The organism is Gluconacetobacter diazotrophicus PA1 5 (assembly GCF_000067045.1).
GTDB lineage: Bacteria > Pseudomonadota > Alphaproteobacteria > Acetobacterales > Acetobacteraceae > Gluconacetobacter > Gluconacetobacter diazotrophicus.
This window is the reverse complement of the sequence record NC_010125.1, coordinates 2926648-2951162: the sequence shown is the minus strand read 5'-3', so window position 1 is coordinate 2951162 and position 24515 is coordinate 2926648. Positions and strand designations below refer to the sequence as shown.

The window sequence follows — 24515 nt, the reverse complement described above, 5'->3', positions numbered from 1 at the left end:
CGCTTTCATGGTCTCGATCTACGCCTCTCCCCCTGGTTCAGTTTTGGATGGGTGCAGGAGGACGTTGGGGGAGGGGGTGGCGTATAGGCAGGATAAAAGCCGCGAGGTGCGGCACGGTCGGGGGTGGTGTTGTGGCGGATTTCTGCGGATTTCTGGCCCCCTCTGCGAGGTGCGCGCCGCTCTGAGGCCCGCTTCTCTCCGTTTCTGGCGGTTTCCCGCCATTTTGCGCACCTCGCGGGGATATCCATGACAAAAGACGATGATTTCCGGGTTCGACCGGGTCGCATCCGCTCGCCCGCCGCCCAGCGGGCACGGCCCTTCATTGCCCAGGTGCTGGCGGCCACTCAGCGGGCCGGCGGCATGGGATGGGGGAGGCAGGGCGGCGGCCGTTCCACCTTCGGGCGCGGCCGTGTTGCGAGCGCGCAGGCCAACCGTTTCCTTACCAGCCGCTCGCGTGGGGTGGTGATCAAGGCGCGCGTGGTCAAGCATGGACCGCGCACCGCACCGCTGACTCCCCACCTGCGGTATCTGCGCCGCGAGGGTGTCACGCAGGATGGCGAAAAGGCGAAGCTGTTCGGCCCGGAGCAGGACGAGGTCGATCCCAAAGCCTTCGCCGAGCGTTGCGCCGATGATCGTCACCATTTCCGGTTCATCGTCTCGCCGGACGATGCCGTGGAGATGCAGGACCTGAAACGCTTCACGCGTGATCTCATGATGCAGGCGGAGCACGATCTCGGCACGAAGCTCGACTGGGCGGCTGTCGACCACTGGAACACTGAGCATCCCCACATCCATATCATCGTGCGTGGCAAGGCCCAGGACGGCGAGGACCTGGTGATCGCGCGCGATTACATCCGCGAAGGCATGCGGGGTCGTGCCCAGGAACTCGTGACCCGCGAACTTGGGATACGCAACGATGTTGAGATCCGGCGCGCCGTCGAGCGTCAGGTCGAGGCTGATCGCTGGACGCAGCTCGATCGGCAGATACAGCGCGATGCGGGCGAACATCGACTCATTGACATGCGCCCCTCATCAGATCGGCGGCCCGACACGTTCGAGGTGCTCAAGGTCGGCCGTCTCCGTCGTTTGGAAGGGCTCGGGCTGGCGCGGCAGATCGAGCCGGGCCGCTGGACGCTGGAGGAGCACGCCGAGGCGACATTGCGCGAGATGGGGCAGCGCAACGACATCATCAAGCGGATCCATCGTGGTCTTGCCGAGCAGGGGGTGGAACGGCCGCAAGCGTTCTGGGTGCTGGCAAGCGAGGCAACGGAGCATCCCGTTATCGGTAAGCTGGTTGGGCGCGGGTTGGATGACGAGTTGAAGGGCACGGCATTCGCGGTGGTGGACGGGATCGATGGGCGTACGCACCATGTCCATCTCCCCAGCCTGGAAGCGGCCACCGACGCACCGATGGGAGCGATCGTCGAGCTGCGCCGGTTCGAGGACGCGAAGGGTCGAAGTCGGGTCGCGCTGGCGGTGCGGTCGGACTTCACCTTGGAACAGCAGATAGAGGCACAGGGAGCCACATGGCTGGACCGAGAGGCCGTGGCGAAGGAACCGCCTGAACTGGGTGGTGGCTTCGGGGCGGAGGTGCGTGATGCGATGCACCGGCGTGCGGATCATCTTGTGCGGGAAGGACTCGCACAACGGGAAGGGGAGCGTGTCAGGTTCGAGCGCGGTTTGCTGTCTACGCTGCGGGAGTGGGAGGTGAGTGCTGCCGGGGAGAAGCTCGCGCGGCACGAGGGCAGGCCGTTCGATCCCGTTGCGCCGGGTGACAACGTGGCCGGTGTCTATAGTAAGCGTATCACGCTTGCATCGGGACGATACGCGATGATCGACAACGGGTTGGGGTTTCAGCTTGTGCCGTGGACGCCCCCAATTGAAAAGCAGATCGGAAAGGCGGTCTCCGGAATAACGCGGGAAAGTGGGACCATCGCGTGGGAATTTTCACGCAGTCGCGATACGGGCGTCGCGATGTAATACGTGACGCGTCCACAGAATGAAGACTGCGGCGGCGTTTTCCCTCGGCGATCGCGTTGAGTTTCTGCACCGTTGAGAAAACGCGACGACATGGATGGCTGGACGGAAACTTTTCGGTTGAGCGCCCCCGATCAAATCTGCTCCTCAAAAAAATGATGTCCGACCGAAGAAAAACTTATTACGGAAATACAATACCACACGGTATGGTTTATATGCGCGATATCGACGCTTCCCGTAGTAAAGCCGCTTTGGGCGGGTCCGGAGGACGTTATGCATCAAGTCGTCAAAGCACCTTGCTCGCAAGACATGTACGCAATCCGCTATACCCTCGAACGCCAGCTCAATGGCAACGAGAAATTTGATGAGGATATCTATCTTAACGACTTCATCAAAAAGCCATGGGGGCACGAATATCGCGTCTATTGCGACTCCATGTACGACGTGTGGAAATTGCGAATTGATCCGGCCCAGACGACGTCGATGCATTGCCATTTGCACAAGGATACGGTCCTTCTGTGTCTCGGCGGGACAGGTACTGACCCTGCCCCGAACGTGCCCTCAGTTTTGAGTTAGGGTCTGTGTATTGTTGTATGCCTTGGTGGCGTGTTGAGCGAAAGCCTCTGGCGTCATGCCATTGAGGCTGGTGTGAGGCCTGACGGCGTTGTAGTCGGCCCGCCAGTCCTCGATGACCGTCCGAGCGTGGGCGATGTTACGGAACAGATGCTCATTGAGGCATTCGTCGCGGAACCGGCCGTTGAAGCTCTCGACGAACCCGTTCTGCTGCGGCTTGCCCGGTGCGATATAGTGCCACAGCACCGATCGCTTCTGCTGCCAGGCCAGGATCGCGTTCGATGTCATCTCGGTGCCATTGTCGCTAACGATCATCAGCGGCCAGCCGCGATGCTCGCCGATCCGGTCGAGTTCACGACCGAGGCGTTCGCCTGATAACGAGGTGTCCGCCACCAGCGCCAGACATTCGCGCGTGTAGTCGTCGACCACCGTCAGCACCCGGAAGCGCCGTCCGTTGTTCAATGCATCCGAGACGAAATCCAGGCTCCAGCGCTGGTTCGGCCCGTCGGGCAGCATCATCGGCGAGCGCGTGCCCAGCGCCCGTTTCCGGCCGCCACGCTTGCGGACCGACAGCCCCTCTTCGCGATACAGCCGGAACAGCTTCTTGTGGTTCATCGTCATTCCTTCCCGGCCGAGCAGGATATGCAGTCGCCGGTAGCCAAATCGCCGTCGCTCCCCAGCCAGTTCGCGCAGCCGCCCGCGCGCTGCGGCATCATCCGGGCGGCGTGACGCATAGCGCCAGGTCTTCGGGTCCATGCCGATCAGCCGGCAGGCCCGTCGCTGCGAATACTCTTTCTCCCGGATCGCCCAGGTCACGGCTTCCCGCCGCAAACCGGGCGTCACGAGTTTTTTGCCAGTAGTTCCTTCAGCGTCGAGACGTCCATCACGCTCTCCGCCAGAAGCCGCTTCAGCTTCGCGTTCTCTTCTTCAAGAGCCTTGAGGCGCCGCGCTTCCGACACCTCCATCCCGCCGTATTTCGACCGCCAGGTGTAGAAGGTCGCGTCACTGATCCCGTGCTTGCGGCACAGATCCGCAGCCGTAGCGCCCGCCTGATGCTCTTTCAGGACCCCGATAATCTGGTCCTGCGTAAATCGCGCTTTCTTCATCGTCTGTCTCCAGTGGACAGACCTTACTTCAATGCGAGGGCATTTCAGGGGGCAAGGTCAGTACCACAACGTTCATCGATGGGGCGGTTCACTATGTGACCCCTGGGTCGCACGTCTACATTCCTCGTGGAGTATTTCATCAGACGGCGGCAGATCGCGGTACCGCACTCCATCTCGTGGAGGTCGAGAATCCGCGCAATAAATTCGACCTGCTGCGTATCTCGGATCCCTATGGCCGAAAACTTGCTCCGTATGAGGGAGACGACGACGCTGAAACCGGCATCGAGCCGATGGAGCAGCTCGGTCCGGGACGGTTCATGCGACGACAGGATACGGAGCGCAAGTTCCGATTTCAGCTTTTCGAGGGAATTTACGCCCCTCTGCTCGAAGATCCGATATCTGTCATCTCCCTGGATCTGCGCCATCACGTTGATGGCCGCATTCGTCTCATGAATTCCAACGGACGCGCTCAAGTCCGCCGGAAACATACGTACTTGGCCATATTCCCGTCCTGAATTCGTCATCAGGGTGAAGGCTGCCAACCAAACATCATAGATAAAATGGAGAATATCAATGTCCAATGGTCGTAAGTTCGTTATCATCACTGGGCCTGGATTTCAGGATCATGATATCGTCTATACATACTATCGTACCATCGAAGAGGGCGACGACGTACGCATCGCGACCAAAGACGGTGCGCCGGTCACCGGCAAGTACGGCATTACGGTGCCCATGGACAAGAGGTCGCTCGATAACATCTCGTTCGACGACCTGGTTGTCGAACATTTCGATGCAGTCATCCTGACAGGCGGCCACGAAGCTCCCGACCGGGTAAGGCAGGACGCGCGCGTCAAGTCTTTCGTAAAATCGATGTATGACGCGGGAAAGGTCGTCGCAGGTCTCTGTCATGGTCCTTGGATCATGATCTCGGCCGGTATCATGCGCGACAAGCTTGCTTGCGCCTATGTCGGTCTGAAAGACGACATGGTCAACTCGGGTGCGAACGTCGTCGACGCCGACGTCATTGTCGACGGCAACGTCATCACCTGCTCCTACTATGCCGCCTGCGGCAAGTTCATGAGGGAGACCTTTTCTGCGGTCGACAGGTGGAAGAAAGGTGAAATCTTGTCGTCCCCGATAAAAGTCTGATCAGGCGGAATGGAGTTCAGGTCATGCTTGCATTCGATTTTGACGGTGTAATAGCCGACGGTGTCGACGAGTGTCTTCTTGTTTCCTGGATTGCTCACCATGGCCTCGGGATCGATACGTTCTCGCCCTTGGGCTTGGACTCCGTTCCACCGCCATTTCGAGAGGAATTTTTGAGGCTTAGGCGATTCGTGCGGCACGACGGGCACTTCCTCGTTGCCTTCGCTGGAAATACGCAGATTATCGATGACCCGTCTGCTTTCGAAGAAAAATACGCGTCCATCTCGGAAGAAGAACGAGAAGAGTTTCGCGCCCAGTTCGTGGCTACCAGAACAGCGATCCGGGATGCCTGTGAATCCTATTGGCTCAGGCTCCATCGCACCTTTCCTCAGGTTGTCGGCATAATTGCGTCGTCAGGTGGCAATATCAAGATTGTATCGGGGAAGGATGCGCGTTCTATTATCGATATCCTACGCAATCAAGGCATCCACATGGCGGAGACAGATGTCTTCGGGCGCCTCACGTCGAAAAGAGAAGTTCTTACTGAACTTCTGTCGGAGGCTCGTGAACGGAGCGAGGAACTGGTGTTCATCGACGATAATCTCGCAAACGTATGCGAGGCGATAGAACTCGGTGCGAGGGGTATTTGGGCGAGCTGGGGTCACCACTCGGAGGATGACGTTGTCCGAGCCAGGCGCGAGAGTGTTCCAATCGCCACTCTCTGAAAGCCTCATTTCTCTCACCAATCAGCCGGCACAAGGAGTGTGCGAGATGCGTTTCCTTCATACCATGGTGCGAGTGTCCGACATTGAGGACTCACTGGCCTTTTATTGCGGCGCGCTCGGCCTCAAGGAGGTAAGGCGTACCGAGAACGCGACCGGGAAGTTTACGCTCATATTCCTCGCGGCGCCCGGAGATGCCGAGGCTGCTGATAAACACGCCCCATTGGTCGAACTGACCCATAACTGGAACCAGGAGATATACACCGGCGGTCGTAATTTCGGTCACATCGCCCTTGAGGTCCCGGACATTTACGCCCAATGCCAGCGCCTGGTCGATCATGACGTCGAAATCCGACGTCCACCCCGTGACGGCAAGATGGCGTTCGTGAGATCGCCGGATGGAATTTCCATCGAGTTGCTTCAGGCTGGCGCACCGTTGCCGCCTGCCGAACCTTGGCAGTCGATGCCGAATTCTGGAACCTGGTGACCTGTGACCAGTCTGTAAAGGGAGGTGTGATTCATGAATACGGTAAATATAACCCGTCTCAAAAGCGGGGTATGTCTGATTGGAAGCCTTCGAGAGATCGGAAGCAATAGTTTGGACCACGAGGTTCCTCTAGGAGAAGTTCTTGATGATGGGCCCGTATATGGCATAGGGATGTTTACGGGTCTTAGGGGAGAACTCCTGATCATGGAGTCCGATGTTAGAGCCCGATCCGAAAGTTTTTGAACAATACCAGCCTGTTGTGATTCATCCGTCTTTGCGAAGAGATGGAGTGAATGGTGACATGGACTGGTATTGCCCGACGTGAACATAGCCGGGAAGGGTTGCGATATCCATCGGATATGACGGACGGGGAGTGGGCTTTGATCATGCCATTTGTACCCCCGGCGAAACGGGGCGGTCGCCCCCGCACTACGGATATGCGCGAGGTGGTCAACGCGATGCTCTACATAGCCTCGGCCGGGTGTGCGTGGCGCCTGCTGCCGAAATGCTTTCCGCCGGTCTCGACCGTCAGGCGCTATTTTTACGCCTGGCGTGGTGCCGGAGTGTTCGAAGTCATGAATACGGTGCTGGTCATGAGCCTGCGCGAGATCGAGGGGCGTGAAGCCTCTCCGAGCGCGGGCGTGATTGACAGCCAGTCGGTGAAAACCACGGAAAGTGGCGGGCTTTCGGGCTATGACGCGGGGAAGAAGGTCAAGGGCCGCAAGCGCCATATTGTGACGGATACCTGCGGCTTCCTGATCTTTCTCCTCGTTCATGCCGCCGACATCCAGGACCGTGATGGGGCTGTTGATGTCCTGGCAGCGATACGCAGGCGCTTTCCCTGGCTGCGCCACATCTTCGCTGATGGCGGCTATGCTGGCGACAAATTGCGATCCGCGCTCGCCTCCATGGGAAAATGGACCCTTGAAATCATCAGGCGGTCCGATACGGCGAAGGGCTTTCAGATCCTGCCGCGCCGCTGGGTGGTTGAACGGACATTCGCATGGCTGGGACGGTGCAGGCGGCTCGCCAAAGACTGGGAACAATCCATTGCTTCCTCAACCGCATGGACATTGATCGCCTCGATCCGAATGCTCACACGACGGACAGCAAGGCATTGTCACGGTTGAAGAACTTTCGGATCGGGCTCTCAGACTCGGAGAATTTCTCGGTGCGCGCGATTATCGGATACGTGCGGCCAATCCCGCAGACCGCGTGGCTTTTTTAGCATTTGGACGGGTGACGCAATGGAAGGAGCTTCCAATTCCCGATCGCGTTTCGCAGTTCCAGGATTTGGAGCAGTTCGTTCCCGAGGCGGCTACTATGGCGGGCCTGGATACGACTGACGCCTTCTTCTTCCGGATTCGTGCCAGTGTCAAATATCTGAAATGGTTCATCGTTGACGGTATGGGAAACCTGCTTCCGGATCCGAGGGCGAGTTTCGAACGGGCACGGTACCTTGGAGGTCTGGATGATACCGAGATCGACGCCTTGGGCGTCTACTCGCCCGGCGTAAAGGGGGTTTTTACGAACGCGGTTTCTCATATACATCTGCATTTCCGTACCACGAGAGGTGATGATTTCGTGGGGCACATCGACGACGAAATTCTTCTGAAGCCGGGTGGCTCGATTTATTTCGGGGTTAATGGTTAACAACCCGCGGATACGCTCATTCCGTGCGAACGACGGAATTTATTCCACGATATCGCTGATAAGTGACTGGAGACTGAACTCTCTACATGAAAACAATGGGAGTGTGAGGAAATATATTCCTATTTCGTATTAATGGCCTTGTCAGTCGTTCCTTTGAATCGAGCAAAATCGCCGGCAGCGATGTGCCTGGGTCTAACGCAATCCGCTGTCTCGTTTTGATTGCCGGCCGGTAATTAACGTTGACAGCGCGACCGGGTGTTGCTTATTAAAAAGGAAAGATTCAGGCGGGACTGGACGGTGTCTTATGTCACCTGTCGGTCCGCTCCTCCTCTCGGTATGATTTTTTTGCCCAGGGTATATGAGTTTCGACCGTCACATCCGGTGCTGTCAAATGCGTCTTTGATTGCGTCGGCGCTTGGGGGCAGGATGAGTTATTTATCCCAGCTCAGAACGTTTGTGGACGTTTGCCGTTGGGGGTCGATCTCAAAGGCTGCCGTTAGACTCGGTATTAGCCAAGCAACCGCTTCCGCGCACGTTCAGGCGATAGAGGCACTCTATGGAAAGCGCTTGCTTGTCAGGGGGCCATCCGGCATCGAGGCGACGTCTGCGGCGGAAGATCTGGTCGAGCGGATTGCGAACCATCTCGATGCTTTGGAGATGGAAATTGGCTCGCGGATGAGCCAGAATTCTTCCCAAACGGTGCGGTGGGTCGATCTCCTGATACAGGACGATCTTTTTGATGAGTCGCTTATGCCGTTTCTCCGCAGCTTGACCGCGACCTTGCCAAGGTTAAGGCTTTTGAATGGTAGTGAGAGGGCCTGCGTTGAAAGGCTGCACCACGGCACCATCGATATTGCAATCGTGCTATTACCCCACAAATTGCCGGGGTACGAAACTATTCACGTGAAATCACTTGATTATGCATATCTGATTCTGAAAAACGGCAGGACGTCGGTAATTGATATTATGTCAGCCGACTTTGATTTGAACGCGTCCCCACTTATTGTATACGATGGCATTCGTGCCGACGTGATGCACGCATTGACTCAACGTCATCCTATGGATCCCCTCGCCACAATGATTGAAGTTGACAGTGCGAGGGCAGCGCATTCTCTCGTCGCGAGCGGGTTAGGGTGGTCCCTGTTACCGACTTCGTATTGCGAGCAGGAAAATAGAAATGACAGCGCGTCGCTGTCGCAGGTAAATTTTCAGCGGGACGTTTTCTTTCTATGGAACATAAAGTCGACCCGCCGCGACGGAATGGCTAAATTGAAAAGGACTCTTGTTCAGTTATTATCCGGTAACGCCCGATAGAGAGCACGTACATCCGGTGCGAGAGCTTTTCGTGGCTTTTAGCGTGTTGAGTTCGTTTCCCATCCGCCCCCCAATGACTTGTACAGCGCCAGATCGCTGATCGCCAAAGCCAGCTGCGTGGCTATCACACGGTCGTGGATTTGATCCACAAGGTCTCTGTCGACAATCGTCGGAAGGAGCGAAGCTTCGCCGCTTCGATATTCCCGCTCTGTATGCATGAGGCGTTCTCGGGCTGAGGCGAGTTCGAGGTTCACCGAAGACGTTCTTGCGCTGGCGTCGCCTATCGTGGCGAGCCGGTCTTCCACATCGCGCATCGCGTTGAGCACGGCCTGCCGGTAACCGAGCCAGGCTGCGTCACGTTGCAGGCGCGCCGCGTCGATCTGCGCGGTGCGACGCCCTCCGGCGTAGATCGTCTCGCCGGCCGTAACGCCGAGTTGCCACAGAAGGCTGGCGGTGGTGAACGCCTGATGCAGCGTGCTGGTGGTCACTCCGAAATCCAGTGGGATCGCGACTTTCGGGTACAGGGAGGCGACCGCGACCCCGATCTCCGCATTGTCCCGCGCATAGCGGAATGTCGCGGCCTGGATATCCGGCCGGCGCGTCAGCATCTCGGAGGGAAGTGACGGCGGCCGCGCTGGCGGTAGAGGGATGGAAAAATCCGCGCGCGGCGTCAACTGCATGGCCTCGGGTGTCGTTGCGGTCAGGATCGCGAGGGCGTTCTTCATCTCTGTGGCCTGCGCGACAAGGGGCGGTACAGTCTGTTGGGCGGCGGCGAGATCCGCTTCGGCCTGATCGACATCGGCGTGGCCGCGCGCACCGGCACGCCACTCATGTGTCACGAGATCGCGCTGGTGAGCGACAAGGGCGATACGGTCCTCTGCGACCTGAAGCCGGGCCAGGGCTGCGCACCACGTCACATAATCCGCGCCGACCTCCGCGAGCAGGCGCAGGCGCAGCCCGTCGCGTTCGGCCGCCATTTCGGCCTGGGATGCGCGCGCGGCTTCCGTCCGGCGCCGCGTCATCCCGAACAGGTCCAGTTCCCATGAACCGTCGAACCCGAGAGACCAATACCGGTAATCTCCCGCACTCGCTCTGGGAGGCCACTGGATCGTCTGCGACTGACGTCTGTTCTCGGCGATGCCGCCAAGGCCGATGACGGGCGACGACGCCGCCGCTTCGATCCGGATTTGGTCGCGGGCAGCCTCGACACGTTTCTCGGCGGCGGCAAGATCGTTGTTGCGTATCAGCGCCTCATGGATGAGGCGGCTCAGTTGCGGGTCGTGGAATCCGGCCCACCAGCGTTCATCTGGAACCGACTGGCTTGGAACGCCGGGCTGGCCCAGCCATTGGGGTGGAGCCTCCGCATGGGGCGCGACATAATCCGGCCCGACGGTGCAGCCGGCGATGACGATGAGTGCAAGAATGGAGGCCGTGCGCGTCATGTTCACGATCGCACCTCCGGCCGATCGGCTCCGGCCGGGGGCATGCAGGCAGCAATGACACAGGTTGCGGCCAGCATCAGCGCGAGGTCGGCCAGCAGCGTCGAAAAGCCGATGACGATCGATTGGTGTCGTACGAGTGCGCCGACCACCGATCGCGCACGGTGGTCCAGCAGGACCCGATCTGGCGTCGTCCAGGGCAGGGCATTCACGCCATCCCACGCTGCGAGCGTGCGATGGTGTGGCTGGAGGCCGGTGCTGGTGAGCAGTTCGCCATAGCGTCCCTCGGCCCGCAGCCGCAGCCCGGTTGCCGCCCACGCGGTCGCGACGGTGCCGGCAAGGCTGCGCGCCACGTTAAAGATGGCGGCGGCATAAAGCCCCTCACTCGGCACCACGTCGCCCACGAACAGCATCAGCAAAGGTAGGAGAATCCACGGCAGGCCGATCCCCTGGAGGATCTGCCCCACGACGAAATTGTCGGGAATCCAGTCACTGGTGACGTTGAGGTCGAGCAGGCAGGCCAGTGCATTCAGTCCGAAGCCCAACACGAGAAAGGTCCGGGCTTCCAACCATCCGTAGCGCAGCGTCACGATGCAGGCCGGGTACGCAACGGCCTGTGGCCAGAACGCCGCATCCAGCACCGGCGCGATCTGCTCTGGCCGGTAACCGGGGATATCGACGAGGAATGCCGGTACCAGACCACCGGAAAGGACCGATGCGAACTGATAGGGAATGGCGATCAGCGCGCCGAGCAGGGCATTGCGGCGGGTCAGCAATCGCGTCATCAGGATAGGGTGAACGACCCGGCGTCCCCCGAGCCAGAATGCTCCGAGCAGGAGTGCTGCACCCATGATGACGGCGAACAGGGTCAGCGGCGTCTCCGACCAGTGCAGCCGGTTCCCCTGAGTAAGGCCACCGCCAAGGAGAATGGCCCCCATTGAAAACAGCGTGACCACGCGCAGGTCGGCACGCGCAAACAACAGCCAGCGAATCCGCTCCCGCCATAGCCCGAGATATCCGCAGACGAACGCGATCATTCCCAGCGGGATCGCAATCCAGAAGATCGCCGGCGTTCCCCAGTGTTCGACGAGCCAGACATCCAGCGATGCGGCGGCCTGCGGCGCCATAGTCGCCGCCGAGGCGTAGAGCCCGATCGCCAGCGCGCGCCATGTCGGCGGGAAGGTCCGCAACTCGGTGATGATGGCGAGCGGAATGATGATTCCGGCGGCGAGCCCCATGCCCGATCGCGCCAGGATCATCACTGTCAGGTCATGCGTCATGGCCGCGATGGCGGACGAGGTCGCGAATAGCGTGATCGCGGGGAGCATGATCCGGCGCAGGGAGAAGATCACGGCGAGCCAGCATCCCAGGCCGACACCGACCGGCTCGAAGGCCAGATACCCTGCGGTCAGCCATGACCCTTCATCCGGGCCGATCCCCAGCGCGCCTTCGATATCCGCCAGCGACAGCGCGAAGAACCGCGTCGACATCATGACCATCCAGGCCGCGCAGACACCGCAGCTGCCCGTGAGAAGCTGTCCTCGCATCTCGGACGTCATGGCGCGTCTCTCCGTATGGCGACGAGAGTCCGCACAGAGACGTGTGAGGACATACCGGGTCGCAGGAGGTCGGTGCCCGCCTGATCCGGCTCGATGACGATCTTGACGGGAAATCTCTGAACGATATGGGTGAAATTGCCGGTAGCGTTGTCGGGTGGCAGCAGGGCCGTCTCGGCGCCCGAGACGGGTCCGATGCTGTCCACATGCCCGCGAAAAATGGCGCCGGGGAACGCATCGATCGTGATCGACGCGGTCTGTCCGACCCGCATATGTGTCAGCTGCACCTCGCGGAAGTTCGCGACGATCCAGACGTCCGGCAGTGGCGCGACCCGTGCCACCTGGGTACCGATACCGACATATTCGCCGACATAGACCATCCGCGCGGTGACCTGACCGGCGACAGGGCTGGCGATCCGCGTGTAGCCGAGGTCGATTGCGGCGAGTTCGCGCGCCGATACGGCCGCCGAGACGTCTTCTTGTGCCTGCACGAGTTTGGCGCGCAGTACGTCCTGGGTCCGCCGCGCTGCGTCCACAAGGGCGGCGTCACGATCCCGCGCCGCCGACAGACGGGCCAGATCGGCATCCGCGATCTCAAGGTCGCGACGGGACGTGCTGCCGTCGGTAATGAGATCGTGCTGCCGCCGCCGTTCGAGGCGCCGTTGCGCGACATCGGCTTCCGCCATGCGTAATGCGGCTTCCGCCCCCGCGATCTGCGCCGTCTCCAGCCCGATTTGCCGTTGCACAACCTCCAGCGCCGCTCTGGCCGCGCCGAGCGTGGCGTCCTTTTCGGCCAGATGGGCTCGATAATCGTCGTCCTGGATCGCCACGAGGGTCTGGCTGGCGTTGACCCGTGCATTGTCCGCGACCGGAACCCGCGTGATGTATCCGGCGACGTGGGCGGAGAGCACGACCGTATCCGCATGCACGAAGGCGTCATTCGTGCTTTCGCAGTGCAGGCAGAGATCGATCGCGTCGCCATGCAGCAGCACCTGGGTCGCGAGGACCGCCCCGGATGTAATAAGGATCAGGCCTAGTGCCACGATCCGCCCCCATCCGGCAGGCAGAACATGCTTCATCAGTCTGAACGGAAGCAGCCGTGCGCGATGTGTGCCACCCGTGCCGGAAAAGCGGGTCAGGGCTTATTCTTCCGGTGTTGCGGCGAACACCTCGCCCGCAATCTGCAACGCGGCCAGGGCAGCAGGAACGCCGGCGATGATGCCTGTCTGCACGCAGATATCGGCGATTTCCCGGCGCGTCAGGCCCGCGCGCAGAGCCGAGCCGACACGCAGCTGCAGCACGCCCGCCGCTGTGGCGCCCCGCGCCGCACACGCGGCGATCATCACCGCTTCCCGCAGCCGCGCATCCAGCCGCGTCTGGCCGTAAACATCGGCGAATTCCCATTCCATGATGAAACGGCCCAGTTCCGGTGCCGTCGTTGCCAGTGAATCCAGGAAAGCGGAGGCCGGCACGCCGGTGATCTCCTCGAAGGCATGCTTGCCCTCTGTGAAACGTTCGTCTGACATGTGGTCTGTCTCCGATGATCGTTGAGCTGGCCAAAAAAGGCCGTCGTCGCGGCGTAAATTACTAATGACCGGACGGTAACTAAAATGCAGATATCGGAGGTCGTTCGTCAAGCGTATTTGCCGATCGGTCATCTGTTTCGCTACAATGGTTCGCACAGGAAGTGGGAGACAGGGCCAGCATGGTGGATGATAACGGATCGGATGCTGGCGTCGTGCGTGCGCCGAAAGAGGTGGGATCAACTCCGCCGCAAAGGAAGCGGCGTCGCCTCGATCCGGAAGATCGTGAGCGTGAGATCATTGATGGTGCCGTCGCGTTCTTCGCCGAGGTCGGCTTCGACGGCGGGTTGCGCGATCTGGCGAAACGGCTGGGTATCACGCACCAGAATCTCTTCCGCTACTTCCCGACCAAAGAGGCCTTGATCGACCGGGTCTATGAGGAAGTCTATCTCGGACGTTGGCAGGTTGAATGGGAGGTCTTGCTCGCCGACCGCTCCATCGCACTCGAGCAGCGCCTTACACAGTTCTACCGCGCATATCTGCAAGCGATCTTCCGCTATGACTGGGTCAGAATCTTCGTGTTCGCCGGCCTGAAAGGCGTCGGTATTACGCAGCGCTATCTGGAACTGGTTCAGGCGAGGGTCGTCGAGCCATTGGCACGGGAATTGCGGGCGACGACTGGTCTTCCCGACACCACTGAAGTTCCTCTGCTGCCGGAGGAAACCGAAATGGCCTGGGGGCTGCACGGCGAACTGTTTTATCTGGCGGTTCGCCGTTGGGTCTACGAGATGAAAGTCCCCGACGACCTGGACACTGTCGTCAGGGTTGCGGTGGTCAGGTTCCTTGCCGGAGCACCCAATGCCATGCGGCTACTTCATGAAGGCCCTGTCAGAGCGCCTGCACCCCGGCCTGGGCGACACGCTCGTCCTGCTCGCCGGAACCTCCGCTGATTCCGATCGCGCCGACGATCTTTTCACCGCGACGGAGTGGCACGCCGCCAGCGAAGATCATCACGCGTCCGTTGTTCGAGGTGTGAATACCGAAGAACGGACCACCAGGCTGACTATGCTCAGCGAGGTCGGCCGTGCTCATGTCGAACGCACGGGCTGTGAACGCCTTGTTGATGGCTATGTCGATCGCACCGATCCGTGCGCCATCCATCCGGGCATGCGCGACGAGATTTCCGCCGGCATCGACCACGGCGATGTTCACCGGTTGACCGATCATCAGGGCTTCGGTTTCGGCTGCGGTGATGACACGTCTGGCGTCTTCAAGGGAGCAGGTCATGAGCACCTCCATAAGTGACCGACCGGTAAATAGAGAAAAGGGACGCTTCCGTCAAGCTTGGCGGAGTTCGCATGGTCGTGGATTTGGAAAGTGAAGTCGTTTGGATAGAGAATATTATGCTCGATAACAGAACGTTATTCGGACAGTACCGCCAGTAATGCCTTCCGGGCGAAAGCCACGCGGGGGTGTCGCAGCGCAGTGCGCGCCCAGACCAGGTGAAAGGCGTTGCGCGGAACGGCTTTCGGTGCCGCGATCTCTCGTAGGGTGCCGGCCTGCCGCTGCTCCCGCGTCAGATAGTCGGGCAGGACCGACCAGCCGATGCCCGCCATAAGCATCGCGCGCAAGACGCGCATATCCGGAGCGGTCGCGGCAGGGGGATGATCGACGGCAAGGCCGTTCGCACTCAGCCAGGTGCGGAGCAGCGGGCGTTCGAGATCGTAGGCAATATGCGGCACCACGCGCAGTCCGTCGTTCAGGCCGAGATGATGGATGCGGTCGGCGATGTCCGGGATGGCCACGGCTTGCAGAGTTTCGATTCCGAGTTGCGCCCAGTTCAGGCGTGGATCCTCCGGGAGGGATGCCGTCAGTCCCAGATCCACGGTATCGGACATTAGCCAGTCGTACAAGGCGTCGCGACCGCCGATATGCAGGCGCAGGTCCAGTCCGGCTTCGATCAGGGGTGCAAGACGCGGCGCCACATACTCGCCCAGATACTCCGCCGGCGCCGCGAGATGCAGTGTCCCGGTGAGATCGGCCGACCGTGCCTTCGCCGCCGCCAATGCTGTTTCAGCCCGGTCGAGACTGTCTCCGATTGTCATCGCCAGATCGTCCGCAGCGGCGGTGGGCCTTACGCCGCGCGTATGGCGGACGAACAGTGGCCGCCCCAGTTGTGCTTCCAGTGATGCGATATGTTGCGACACGGCCGGCTGGGTCAGCGACAATGCCCGTGCGGCTTCGCTGATCGAACGACATCTGTGGACTTCGACAAAGGTGCGCAGGTGCAGAAGCGACATGGGTTACCTATAACAAAAATTATAGCAGCCCGCCTGTCTTCTTTGATGTCGTTATGACTGTTCGGGCTTAGGCTCCTGTTTTCAAAAGGGAGAAAACGGCTATGCGCGGTCGCCGGGAACTGATGCTGGCTGCAGGTGTCGCGTGGTTCGCAGCCCACGGGTCGAGCATCGCCCAGACGCGGCGACGCGACGCACCGGAGAAACAGGGAGGCAAAACACGGATGAACATCCTCATGATCGCGACGTCTGCGGACAAGCTGGGGCAGAGCGGCCATGCGACCGGCGTGTGGTTGGAGGAACTGACGACGCCGTTCTATGCGTTCCGGGATGGGGGCGGCGAAGTCACGCTTGCCTCCATCGAAGGGGGCGCCATACCGATCGATACACGGAGCGTGAAAGAAGCCGGCCAGAACGAGGCATCGGTGGAACGCTATCTGTCAGACCCGGCGTTCAGGCATAGGGTCGCCGATACTCCGAAATTCACGAATATCGATCTCAGCGGCTTTGACGCGGTGTTTCTTCCTGGGGGACACGGAACGATGACGGACTATCCGGAGAATTCCGCGCTCGCGCGTCTGATCGAACAGTTCGACCGAAGTGGCCGGATCGTGTCGGCGGTCTGCCACGGCCCGGCGGGACTACTCTCTGCCCGGAAGGCGGACGGGACGCCTTTCGTCGCCGGGCGCCGTGTCAGCGCTTTTGCCGATAGTGAGGAGCGGGCTGTCGGACTGGAGCATACGGTGCCGTTTCTGCTTGAGGACCGTTTGCGTGCATCAGGCGCTCTCTACGAACGCGGCCCTGACTTTACATCGTTCGCCATACAGGACGGAAATCTCCTGACCGGTCAGAATCCGGCCTCGGCGGCACGCGTCGCAAATTTGGTCATGGAGCGGCTCAAGGCGTGAGAGAACGATCATGACCCAACCAGTCGCTCTGGTCGCCGGGGCAAACGGCATCATCGGGAACGCCACCGCACAGGAACTTCGCCGTCAGGGATGGAAGGTCCGGACGCTGGGACGGCAGACGGTTGCGGATTTCGACTCCCTGACCGTCGATCTCACAGACGCCGCGTCCACGCGAGAGGCCTTGGCACGGGCGAGGGACACGACGCATCTGTTCTATGCTTCTCTCTCTCCCGATCCCGACCTTGCGATTGAGGCGAACCGCAACGCCGGAATGCTACGCCATCTGCTTGATGGGCTTGGTGCTGTCAACGCTCCCTTACAACGGGTCGTGATTTATCAAGGCTTCAAGATCTATGGCATCCATCTGGGCGCTGTGGTCCGCACACCCGCCCGTGAGAATGATCCGCCGCATATGCCGCCGAACCTTTACATGGCGCAGGAAGAGGTTCTGCGGGCCTATGCCGGACGCGCGTCCTGGGATTACGTCGCCCTGCGCCCCGACGTCGTGGTAGGCGACGTGATCGGAAATCCGATGAACATTGCCCTTGTTGTCGGGGTTTTCGCCGAAATCTCGCGCGCGCTTGGTATTCCGCTGCGTTTCCCAGGAACCGAGCGCGCCTATCGGCAGCTTGTTCAGTTTACGGATGCCGGGTTGCTGGCGCGTGCCAGCCATTGGGCGGCCATCACGCCACAGGCCGGGGGAGAGGCGTTCAATGTCACGAACGGTGATGTTTTTCGCTGGGAGCGGATGTGGGAAGATGTCGGATCGCATCTCGGTCTCGCGGTCGCGTCGCCGGTGCCCCTGACGCTCACGCGCCACATGGCCGACAAAGGTCCACTATGGCGGGACCTGGCTGAACGACATGGATTGGTCGAACCGGATATCGCCCGTCTTGTAGGATGGGGTTTCGGAGATTTCATCTTCCATACCGAGACCGACGTTATTTCGGACGTGAATAAAATTTATCGTTTCGGCTTTTCCGAGCGGATGGATTCCACAGCTTCCTTGATGGGCGCGCTCGCGCGCTTGCAGGAACGAAAGGCCTTGCCCACAGTCATTTTCTGAACCCGCATTTCCGTAAGGCGATCATGATCGCCGCTGTTGCCTGGTACGGATGCCTACCCACATCTATAACGTGACATGCTGGCGAAGACATTGGTGCCCGCCGAGGCGGGCACATTCTTGAGGAAAGGTAGGACAATGAGCACTTCGAGCCATGACGCCGCCAGATCCGGCAGCTTTAAAATCGGCGGCGATCTCGACGTCAACCGCCTGGGTTTTGGCGCGATGCGTATTACCGGCAAAGGCGTTTGGGGGCCACCCGCCGATCACGACGAAGCTATCCGCACGTTGAAGCGGCTTCCGGAACTCGGCGTCAACTTCATCGACACGGCCGATTCCTATGGTCCGGATGTGTCAGAATGGCTGATCCGCGAGGCGCTGCATCCCTACCCAAAAGGGCTCACGATCGCGACGAAGGGTGGCCTGACCCGTTCGGGGCCTGACATCTGGTGGCCGGTCGGACGGCCGGAATACCTGCTTCAGCAGGTGCATAAGAGCCTGCGCAATCTCGGCGTCGAACAGATTGAGCTGTGGCAGTTACACCGCATTGATCCAAAGGTTCCGGCGGACGAACAGTTCGACGCCATCAAATCGCTGCTCGATCAGAAACTCGTCCGCCACGCGGGATTGAGCGAGGTATCCATCGCGGACATCGAGGCGGCCTCGAAATTCTTCGACGTCGCGACCGTCCAGAACCGCTATAATCTGGTCGACCGTACCAGCGAGGACGTGCTCGACTATTGCACCGCCCAGGGCATCGGCTTCATCCCGTGGTTTCCGCTCGCCGCCGGCGATCTCGCAAAGCCGGGCTCGGTGTTGGACGCCATCTCGGGGAAATATAACGCCACGCCCGGCCAGATTGCCCTGGCCTGGATCCTCAGACGCAGCCCGGTCATGCTGCCGATCCCCGGAACGTCCAAAGTCGCGCATCTGGAACAGAACGTCGCTGCCGTCGACATCATCCTGTCCGACGAAGACTTCTCGGCGCTGGACGCGGAAGGCCGCAGGCTGTTTCAGTCCGCAACATGACGGCTTCTGGCAGCACACGAGACCCGCGTCATGACTCCAAGTGAGCATGAGATGCGTCAGGTGTTTTTGCATGATTATATCTGGTCCAAATGATGGCCTCATCGTGCAGGGCAAGCGCCAGCCACGGGCCAGGGGCTCCGAACCCCGCAATCAGGCATGAGCGTGCCGCTGGCCGTGACTTTGCTTGCCAACGAACGCGTCGCATTGAAGAGTCCCGGGTTTTCCGGAGGCTCCTATCTGTGAGAAGGAGCTATCATGAACACGATGAGCCAGAGATTTTCGCCTGAGGTCCGGTGACCTTGCCCCCAAACTGCCCTCAGTTTTGAGTTAGGGTCTGTGGGTTGTGACGTGCTCCCCGACTTTGGGCCAGCGTGAACTGGAAACTTCCGGGTTCAAGGCTCCACCAGCAGATCCGCCGGAGAGCCGTTCAGCAGCGATATCGGGGGTTTGTTACCGATGGCGCTGTGTGGGCGGACCTCGTTGTAGTCCTGACGCCAAGCCTCCATTTTTGCCCGGGCGTCGTCAAGGCTCATGAACCAGTGCGTGTTCAGACACTCGGCCCGGAATTTGCCGTTGAAGGACTCGATGAAGCTGTTGTCGGTCGGCTTACCCGGGCGGGAAAAGTCGAGCACGACCCCCTTCTGATACGCCCATAGATCCAGATCCCGGCTGACAAACTCCGAGCCCTGGTCGACCCGGATGCTCCTGGGATAACCCATCTGCCCGCAGATCCGCTCCAGGGTCTGGACGACATCCTCGCCGCGATAACTGAACCGGGGATCGGTGGCCGGCGAGAAGCGAGAGAAGGTGTCGATCACGGTCAGGATCCTGATCTTGCGGCCCGTCGCAAGCTGGTCGTGAACAAAATCCATCGCCCAGCTGTCATTGGTGTGCGTCGCCGGACGACGGTCCTCGCGCACTTTCGCCTTGACCCGGCGCCTGGGCACCTTGTTGCGCAGTTGCATGCCCAACTCCTTGTAAAGACGATATATCCGCTTCGGGTTTACGGCCCAGCCATCCCGCTGCAGCAGGATATGAACGCGGCGATAGCCATAGCGCACACGGGTTGCGCATATCTCCCGGATCCGCTGGGTCAGTTCGGCCTGCGTGCCACGCTTCGACTTGTAGACATAGAGGGAACGATCGATCTGCAGCACCGCACAGGCGCGCCGTGTCGAGATCTTCCATTCCCCCTGAAGCCGGTCCACGAGTTCGCGCTTGCGCGCAGGCCTCAGAGCTTTTTTGACAGCACGTCCTGCAGCATCGCCTTGTCGAGCGACAGGTCCGCCACGATCCGTTTCAGCTTCGCGTTCTCGTCTTCGAGTTGCCGCAGCCGCTTCATCTCGGACGGCATCAGGCCCGCATATTTCTTCCGCCAGTTGTAGAACGTCGCATCCGAAATGCCTGCCTTCCGGCAAACCTCGGCGACAGGTGTCCCCCCTTCCGCCTGCTTCAATACAAACGCGATCTGCGCCTCGGTGAACTTCGATGCCTTCATGAAACTCTCCTCGTCCCGCTTACGGGATCATACGTGGAAAATTCCAACTCAAATTGGCCGGGTTTTCGGGGAGCACGTCAGTGCCGTCGGATGGATAACCTACTGTCAATAGTAGGATGCGCGGCGCCTCTCACGGTGAGATCAAATTGAGGTCGATCGCCCGGAGTACCGCTTGGATTCTTCCACTACAACCAAGCTTTAATATGACATTCTTCAGATACGCGTTTATAGTGTTCTCGCTAATTCCAAGTATAACGCTGATGTCCCAAGTCGTCTTTCCTCGCGACACCCACAACAGGCATTCCTTCTCACGACGCGAAAATGTGGGGACGGGGCCCGGTAATTCTGCCTCGCTTAACTTCGACAATGTTTCATAATACTGGCTATTTATAAAACCGAGTGCCACTAGATCCCTATCTTCACTTACCGCTTTGGTAAATGCAAAGCTTGTGACGAACGCCGCCCTGTCGGGGGTATGCAATGACATTGTGATGCCGCCCTTGATTCCCGTTTCGGCAATGTCAAGGAACATCTGCCGTTGCTTAACGCTAATATCCTGTAGCGCCTCCCATCTATAGGGGACGTAAGACCGGCCGGCATTCACAATAGTCGGGTCAATATCGAGATATTTTCTTTCATGGTAGTGCTTGAGCCAAGCGTCAGGATACGTAACTAGCGCGGTTTCCGCGTTCACAGGCGCCCCGCCTTTGACGCGCCCAGAAGCAATATAACAATCGCTGATGCTTTTGGTCGCACGGACAAATGCCGCGCGTAGTTCCGATGCGGTCGTGGAGCGCCGTAAGGGTTCAATCAAGTCAAACGCCTTATCAAAGGAGACTGTTTTAGTCATTCGTCCACCCTAAGCATATCCATTTCTAATTCGTTACATGATGTTACATTATAACCAGAACCGGTCAGTGGGGTGGCAATCGATGAGCATGGCGACCATGTCCTTTTCGCATATCTTGAAGGCGATCTAATACTTCCGATCGCGTAGGCCCGTTAAGGTCGGCCTCCGCATCAGACCTCTCACCAATGCGCGCGCTACAGCTTGCGTAGTATTTCTGGCAGCTAGATGTCTCCGCGCGTTCGTCAGGTAGAGTCTCACAGCAGCTTCCGAGATGTGCAGTTCTTTCGCCGTCTCCCGACCTTGAAAGCCCATCGAAGCCAAATATAGGCATTCCGCTTCGCGTTTTGGCAAGTATCTATCGCGAGGCGCTGTAGCGCCGCCCAAGATACATAACGTTGCATCATGCAAATGTAGAGATATCGTGACAAGGTCCCTGATATCTCGTTGAAGTTCTCTGGAGCTTCGGGCGATGTCCTGGCCCCAGGCCATTTTGATATCACCGCATTCGCCCAGAAAGGTGCTTACTGACAAGTGTACGAGGTCAATTTCTCCGAGGCGGTGCACCTGAGGAAGGAATGGCGGCTTGTAAGAGGGGTCACGGCGAGCAGATGACAGCTCATACGGAGGCTCGTCAAGAAGCTCGTGAAGCGCCGCACCGGCATCAAGGTGAAGCCGGTTACGAACCGCTTGGCTCAAATCAAAAGAGTCCACGAGAGTATAGTTGAAAGACAGGGCGCGAAACGTCTCAATAATGCGCTCTAATATTCGCTCCAATTGCGATATTGTTGTTGATTCGCTAATGCGGTAGATAATGTTTTCAAGCTCATGATCGTGTCTCATTTCCTGCGTCCGTTTGTGACCAAAGAGGCAGAGAGACGCGTACGTAGTAGCGGCTAGGCAAGCACGGTTCCCATTGCGATATCGAATTTCAAGCTGAGTGCGATTCCATTTGTAATATATAAATGAACACGACCGAAATTGAATCGAAATATAGATGTAAAATGGCCATGAAAGTACAGCCATTACTGTTGCGTTGGCGTATAGATGTTTAACGCATCATGACTTCCGCTATATCGATATGGAGATACTAGGGCTGGTGAATGGATAGCATATCTTCCGTCACGTAGATCGGTTTCCGTTAAATCGGAGACATCATCGATGCAGACCTATGTATTTTCCTATTCTAGCCGCTCGCAAGTTCCAGATATATATTTGCAAATGAGCAAGGCGAGATGTCGGGTGTTTAAGGAGCGTCTGGGCTGGGATGTGCACGACGACGATGGATTGGAAGTCGACGAGTTCGATACGACGTTGGACCCTCTTTATTTCGTCGTCGCCGACAACCGGGGCAAACATATTGCCTCCCTGAGATTGCTTTCCTGCAAAGGACCAACAATGCTAACCCGAATATTCCAAGATTTTTTTCCCGCTGGCTCTGTGCGGGTTTGTAATGCCGCCTTTGAATGTACGCGACTCTGCCTTTATGCTCCCGGGATCGATGAACCGCTTCGTCGGATCGGAATTGCGCAGTTGTGCTACACGCTAAGCAATTATGCACTTTCGCAGAATGCGTCGGGCATTATAGGTGTGTATTATTCGATCATGCGGAGAGTGTACGCAAAGGTTGGGTGGGCACCCGACACTCTGGTTAGTTCTATTCAAGAAGATAAAAATATTGAGCTGGGTCGATGGAATGTGTCGGAGGAGGTGGTAGGCTCGCTTGGCGCTCTATGTTGGCGCCTGTCGCTTGATATACCCCATTATAATCGCGTCATTAAGGTCGAATAATACCCGTGCACCGGGTCGCGGGGCTGGCAGGGTGATCATTCTGAAGCTGTCGCAACTATTCCGGCTGAGGACGCCATGGTTTCGTGCTTTCCGCTCAAAGTGCCTCAACTCGGAAACGGCGTATCGCCCGTCACCAGCGTGGTGATACGGAATTGGTCCGGCGGCCGGCGCTGCCTCGCGTTCGGATGACTCATCTGGCGTCGCCGTTCCGCCGAGTGGATTGGGAACCATTCGACGGCTTCTAATCTTGGCATCGCCGGTCGCGGCTTGCTGGCAATAGAGAGTCGTTGAATGGGGATAAACTAGATTACGCCAACCTATGCCGATGACGAATCTCGAGCTGGTTATGAATCGGGATTGCTTCTTACTTGTTTGACCGCAGGAAATAACGTGCCGGTCAGCGTAATGACGACGCAAGCTGCGGCTGTGAAACTAAGGGCGCCTGTGATCCCAAACTGGTTGCGAAGAGGGGTAGCCAGTAAATAGCCGATGGGGAGTAGGGAGTTACTGCCCAGCGTTGCCAAGGACGCCACGCGAGATATCAGGTGTGGTTCAATCTGCTCCTGCTTTGCTGTGTCCCACATCACACTGAAAATTGCCAAGCCCGCGCCGGCGACGAGAAATGCAGGAATCTCTAAGGGAAGACTGGCTTGGATGGCAAGAGAAGCCGGTGCCGCGGCAAAGAGGCTGAACGCGAGAAGGCCCGTGACAAGTGGCGTTGTCGCTTTCAGATACATCCCAATGGCACCTCCGATCAAATGTCCAATGCTCATAATTGCGAGTAGAACGCCCCACCGCTCTACCCCCGACCCAACCCGCGCAAACGTGAGCGACCCTATGACGTACGCCGGGCCAAGCACGAGAAGCTGAAAGAGTGCGTACTGCACGACGATGACGGAGAGCCAGGGCTTGGCGCGAAACTGCTGCCATCCCTGTAGCATCTGCTGTATGAAAGGCTCATCGACCAAAGCCACTGATCGGCGCGTCCGAACTTCTCGTAGCAAGAAGATCGAACAGCCGTAACTGGCAGCGTCCAGGAGAATGGCTGCTGCGGGGCCAGCGGTTGAGATCGCCACCCCGCCTAGAGCTGGACCGATCATGGCGCCAAGCGCGCTCATCATACCCACGAGGGAATTAACCTCCTGAAGGCTGCCGGCTTCGACCAGTTCTGGGACAAGAGCTTCGCATCCAGGAATGATGAATGCCGCGCCAATTCCAAGGATGAAGGATAATATGACGACAGGAATAATCGTAAGGTGTGCGTGGTTAAATTCCATTGCTAGACACAGTTCCGCCGCCAAGCAGATCATCTCTGCATAAATTATGGTCCTGCGTGGACTAATACGAGCGACAAGGGTGCCGCTGAAAGGAAGTAAAAGGATGAATGGAATAGTTTGTGCTGCAAGAACTATACTTACAAGATCTGCGCTGCCGCCATCTGCATATATAGCGAACGAAAACACCACCGGGATCATGGCGCTGCCGACTAATGAGAGACTCTCGGCGATCGCGAACAGGCGGAAATTGCGCTCGAATAGAAGCCTGCGCAGTGACGGTGGCATGGTCTGCTCCTTAGAGAGACGAAT

General features: G+C 58.8%; 25 protein-coding genes. 13 read left to right on the top strand and 12 right to left on the bottom strand.

Annotated features, from left to right (window positions below):
• Positions 1–246: 246 nt before the first annotated feature.
• Together GDI_RS13525 and GDI_RS19835 are read left to right on the top strand one after the other, a co-directional pair.
• Positions 247–1980 carry a relaxase/mobilization nuclease domain-containing protein gene (locus tag GDI_RS13525; RefSeq protein ID WP_012227052.1) on the top strand — a complete coding sequence of 578 codons (1734 nt, stop codon included), beginning with the start codon at positions 247–249 and terminating at the stop codon, positions 1978–1980.
• Between the two features lie 270 nt (positions 1981–2250).
• Positions 2251–2553, top strand: coding sequence for a cupin domain-containing protein (locus tag GDI_RS19835; RefSeq protein ID WP_157871056.1), 303 nt, complete (start codon positions 2251–2253; stop codon positions 2551–2553).
• Here the strand turns inward: GDI_RS19835 and GDI_RS13520 are convergent.
• Both GDI_RS13520 and GDI_RS13510 read right to left on the bottom strand, forming a co-directional pair.
• Positions 2539–3656 (bottom strand): IS3-like element ISGdi11 family transposase gene (locus GDI_RS13520; RefSeq protein WP_157864127.1). Its coding sequence is split into 2 segments (ribosomal slippage): positions 2539–3404 and positions 3404–3656, totalling 1119 coding nucleotides; the frame shifts between segments, so codons are not numbered across the junction. The genes GDI_RS19835 and GDI_RS13520 overlap by 15 nt on opposite strands.
• 44 nt (positions 3657–3700) lie before the next feature.
• Entirely contained in the window at positions 3701–4237 is a 537-nt protein-coding gene (locus GDI_RS13510) for a hypothetical protein (RefSeq protein WP_157871055.1), read from the bottom strand.
• Here GDI_RS13510 and GDI_RS13505 point away from each other — a divergent pair.
• The 6 genes from GDI_RS13505 (at position 4230) to GDI_RS13480 (ending at position 8978) form a co-directional block, all read left to right on the top strand.
• Positions 4230–4805 (top strand): DJ-1/PfpI family protein, encoded by a 576-nt coding sequence (locus GDI_RS13505; RefSeq protein WP_012227038.1) that lies wholly within the window; start codon positions 4230–4232, stop codon positions 4803–4805. The two genes, GDI_RS13510 and GDI_RS13505, sit on opposite strands and share 8 nt — an antisense overlap.
• Positions 4806–4828: 23 nt before the next feature.
• Positions 4829–5527: an HAD family hydrolase gene (locus GDI_RS13500; protein WP_012227037.1), complete on the top strand. Its 699-nt coding sequence runs from the start codon at positions 4829–4831 to the stop codon at positions 5525–5527.
• On the top strand, positions 5478–6011 hold the full coding sequence (locus GDI_RS19280) for a VOC family protein (protein WP_456303738.1): 534 nt from the start codon (positions 5478–5480) through the stop codon (positions 6009–6011). The genes GDI_RS13500 and GDI_RS19280 overlap by 50 nt, the downstream gene beginning before the upstream one ends.
• A 293-nt stretch (positions 6012–6304) precedes the next feature.
• On the top strand, positions 6305–7141 hold the full coding sequence (locus tag GDI_RS13490; protein WP_012222260.1) for an IS5-like element ISGdi1 family transposase: 837 nt from the start codon (positions 6305–6307) through the stop codon (positions 7139–7141).
• Positions 7142–7226: 85 nt separating this feature from the next.
• Entirely contained in the window at positions 7227–7664 is a 438-nt protein-coding gene (locus tag GDI_RS13485) for a hypothetical protein (protein ID WP_012227034.1), read from the top strand.
• 297 nt (positions 7665–7961) lie between these two features.
• Positions 7962–8978: a LysR family transcriptional regulator gene (locus tag GDI_RS13480; protein WP_081482894.1), complete on the top strand. Its 1017-nt coding sequence runs from the start codon at positions 7962–7964 to the stop codon at positions 8976–8978.
• Between the two features lie 38 nt (positions 8979–9016).
• Here the strand turns inward: GDI_RS13480 and GDI_RS13475 are convergent, their stop codons facing one another.
• From GDI_RS13475 to GDI_RS13460, 4 genes are all read right to left on the bottom strand, one after another.
• On the bottom strand, positions 9017–10420 hold the full coding sequence (locus GDI_RS13475; protein WP_231854342.1) for an efflux transporter outer membrane subunit: 1404 nt from the start codon (positions 10418–10420) through the stop codon (positions 9017–9019).
• A 2-nt stretch (positions 10421–10422) separates the two neighbouring features.
• The gene (locus tag GDI_RS13470) at positions 10423–11976 is read right to left on the bottom strand and encodes an MFS transporter (RefSeq protein WP_012227031.1); all 1554 of its coding nucleotides are present in this window, start codon (positions 11974–11976) and stop codon (positions 10423–10425) included.
• A complete protein-coding gene (locus tag GDI_RS13465) occupies positions 11973–13052 on the bottom strand; it encodes an HlyD family secretion protein (RefSeq protein ID WP_081482893.1) in 1080 nt (359 codons plus the stop codon). The genes GDI_RS13470 and GDI_RS13465 overlap by 4 nt, the downstream gene beginning before the upstream one ends.
• Positions 13053–13115: 63 nt before the next feature.
• Positions 13116–13610 (bottom strand): carboxymuconolactone decarboxylase family protein, encoded by a 495-nt coding sequence (locus GDI_RS13460; protein WP_231854128.1) that lies wholly within the window; start codon positions 13608–13610, stop codon positions 13116–13118.
• Between the two features lie 68 nt (positions 13611–13678).
• Between GDI_RS13460 and GDI_RS19275 the strand changes: the two genes are divergently transcribed.
• Positions 13679–14446: a TetR/AcrR family transcriptional regulator gene (locus GDI_RS19275; protein ID WP_231854127.1), complete on the top strand. Its 768-nt coding sequence runs from the start codon at positions 13679–13681 to the stop codon at positions 14444–14446.
• Here the strand turns inward: GDI_RS19275 and GDI_RS13450 are convergent.
• Both GDI_RS13450 and GDI_RS13445 read right to left on the bottom strand, forming a co-directional pair.
• On the bottom strand, positions 14385–14783 hold the full coding sequence (locus GDI_RS13450; RefSeq protein WP_041249833.1) for a GlcG/HbpS family heme-binding protein: 399 nt from the start codon (positions 14781–14783) through the stop codon (positions 14385–14387). The two genes, GDI_RS19275 and GDI_RS13450, sit on opposite strands and share 62 nt — an antisense overlap.
• Positions 14784–14917: 134 nt before the next feature.
• A complete protein-coding gene (locus tag GDI_RS13445) occupies positions 14918–15796 on the bottom strand; it encodes a LysR family transcriptional regulator (protein WP_012227025.1) in 879 nt (292 codons plus the stop codon).
• Between the two features lie 101 nt (positions 15797–15897).
• Here GDI_RS13445 and GDI_RS13440 point away from each other — a divergent pair, with 101 nt between their 5' ends.
• The 3 genes from GDI_RS13440 (at position 15898) to GDI_RS13430 (ending at position 18793) form a co-directional block, all read left to right on the top strand.
• A complete protein-coding gene (locus tag GDI_RS13440) occupies positions 15898–16701 on the top strand; it encodes a type 1 glutamine amidotransferase domain-containing protein (protein WP_157871054.1) in 804 nt (267 codons plus the stop codon).
• A 10-nt stretch (positions 16702–16711) separates the two neighbouring features.
• Positions 16712–17767: an SDR family oxidoreductase gene (locus GDI_RS13435; protein ID WP_012227023.1), complete on the top strand. Its 1056-nt coding sequence runs from the start codon at positions 16712–16714 to the stop codon at positions 17765–17767.
• Positions 17768–17902: 135 nt separating this feature from the next.
• Positions 17903–18793 carry an aldo/keto reductase gene (locus tag GDI_RS13430; protein WP_041249472.1) on the top strand — a complete coding sequence of 297 codons (891 nt, stop codon included), beginning with the start codon at positions 17903–17905 and terminating at the stop codon, positions 18791–18793.
• A gap of 392 nt (positions 18794–19185) precedes the next feature.
• On the opposite strand, the gene GDI_RS13425 is transcribed toward GDI_RS13430, so the two are convergent.
• The 3 genes from GDI_RS13425 to GDI_RS20650 form a co-directional block, all read right to left on the bottom strand.
• A protein-coding gene (locus GDI_RS13425) for an IS3 family transposase (protein ID WP_157871053.1) occupies positions 19186–20291 on the bottom strand; the annotation gives its coding sequence in 2 pieces (ribosomal slippage) (positions 19186–20039 and positions 20039–20291; 1107 coding nt in all).
• A 130-nt stretch (positions 20292–20421) separates the two neighbouring features.
• A complete protein-coding gene (locus GDI_RS19270) occupies positions 20422–21141 on the bottom strand; it encodes an autoinducer binding domain-containing protein (protein ID WP_012227016.1) in 720 nt (239 codons plus the stop codon).
• A 126-nt stretch (positions 21142–21267) separates the two neighbouring features.
• Complete coding sequence (locus tag GDI_RS20650; RefSeq protein ID WP_408735217.1) at positions 21268–21630, bottom strand: response regulator transcription factor; 363 nt, start codon at positions 21628–21630, stop codon at positions 21268–21270.
• 669 nt (positions 21631–22299) lie between these two features.
• On the opposite strand from GDI_RS20650, the gene GDI_RS19260 reads away from it, so the two are divergent.
• The gene (locus tag GDI_RS19260) at positions 22300–22929 is read left to right on the top strand and encodes an acyl-homoserine-lactone synthase (protein ID WP_012227012.1); all 630 of its coding nucleotides are present in this window, start codon (positions 22300–22302) and stop codon (positions 22927–22929) included.
• A 344-nt stretch (positions 22930–23273) separates the two neighbouring features.
• On the opposite strand, the gene GDI_RS13410 is transcribed toward GDI_RS19260, so the two are convergent.
• Positions 23274–24491, bottom strand: coding sequence for an MFS transporter (locus GDI_RS13410; RefSeq protein WP_012227010.1), 1218 nt, complete (start codon positions 24489–24491; stop codon positions 23274–23276).
• Positions 24492–24515 lie beyond the last annotated feature (24 nt).

What these genes read in the sequence shown, in the direction of transcription:
- GDI_RS13525 (WP_012227052.1), top strand. Translation starts at nt 247, where the DNA reads ATGACAAAAGACGATGATTTCCGGGTTCGACCGGGTCGCATCCGCTCG.
- GDI_RS19835 (WP_157871056.1), top strand. Translation starts at nt 2,251, where the DNA reads ATGCATCAAGTCGTCAAAGCACCTTGCTCGCAAGACATGTACGCAATC.
- GDI_RS13505 (WP_012227038.1), top strand. Translation starts at nt 4,230, where the DNA reads ATGTCCAATGGTCGTAAGTTCGTTATCATCACTGGGCCTGGATTTCAG.
- GDI_RS13500 (WP_012227037.1), top strand. Translation starts at nt 4,829, where the DNA reads ATGCTTGCATTCGATTTTGACGGTGTAATAGCCGACGGTGTCGACGAG.
- GDI_RS19280 (WP_456303738.1), top strand. Translation starts at nt 5,478, where the DNA reads ATGACGTTGTCCGAGCCAGGCGCGAGAGTGTTCCAATCGCCACTCTCT.
- GDI_RS13490 (WP_012222260.1), top strand. Translation starts at nt 6,305, where the DNA reads ATGGTGACATGGACTGGTATTGCCCGACGTGAACATAGCCGGGAAGGG.
- GDI_RS13475 (WP_231854342.1), bottom strand. Translation starts at nt 10,420, where the DNA reads ATGACGCGCACGGCCTCCATTCTTGCACTCATCGTCATCGCCGGCTGC.
- GDI_RS13470 (WP_012227031.1), bottom strand. Translation starts at nt 11,976, where the DNA reads ATGACGTCCGAGATGCGAGGACAGCTTCTCACGGGCAGCTGCGGTGTC.
- GDI_RS13465 (WP_081482893.1), bottom strand. Translation starts at nt 13,052, where the DNA reads ATGAAGCATGTTCTGCCTGCCGGATGGGGGCGGATCGTGGCACTAGGC.
- GDI_RS19275 (WP_231854127.1), top strand. Translation starts at nt 13,679, where the DNA reads ATGGTGGATGATAACGGATCGGATGCTGGCGTCGTGCGTGCGCCGAAA.
- GDI_RS13450 (WP_041249833.1), bottom strand. Translation starts at nt 14,783, where the DNA reads ATGACCTGCTCCCTTGAAGACGCCAGACGTGTCATCACCGCAGCCGAA.
- GDI_RS13445 (WP_012227025.1), bottom strand. Translation starts at nt 15,796, where the DNA reads ATGTCGCTTCTGCACCTGCGCACCTTTGTCGAAGTCCACAGATGTCGT.
- GDI_RS13440 (WP_157871054.1), top strand. Translation starts at nt 15,898, where the DNA reads ATGCGCGGTCGCCGGGAACTGATGCTGGCTGCAGGTGTCGCGTGGTTC.
- GDI_RS13435 (WP_012227023.1), top strand. Translation starts at nt 16,712, where the DNA reads ATGACCCAACCAGTCGCTCTGGTCGCCGGGGCAAACGGCATCATCGGG.
- GDI_RS13430 (WP_041249472.1), top strand. Translation starts at nt 17,903, where the DNA reads ATGAGCACTTCGAGCCATGACGCCGCCAGATCCGGCAGCTTTAAAATC.
- GDI_RS19270 (WP_012227016.1), bottom strand. Translation starts at nt 21,141, where the DNA reads ATGACTAAAACAGTCTCCTTTGATAAGGCGTTTGACTTGATTGAACCC.
- GDI_RS20650 (WP_408735217.1), bottom strand. Translation starts at nt 21,630, where the DNA reads ATGGCCTGGGGCCAGGACATCGCCCGAAGCTCCAGAGAACTTCAACGA.
- GDI_RS19260 (WP_012227012.1), top strand. Translation starts at nt 22,300, where the DNA reads ATGCAGACCTATGTATTTTCCTATTCTAGCCGCTCGCAAGTTCCAGAT.
- GDI_RS13410 (WP_012227010.1), bottom strand. Translation starts at nt 24,491, where the DNA reads ATGCCACCGTCACTGCGCAGGCTTCTATTCGAGCGCAATTTCCGCCTG.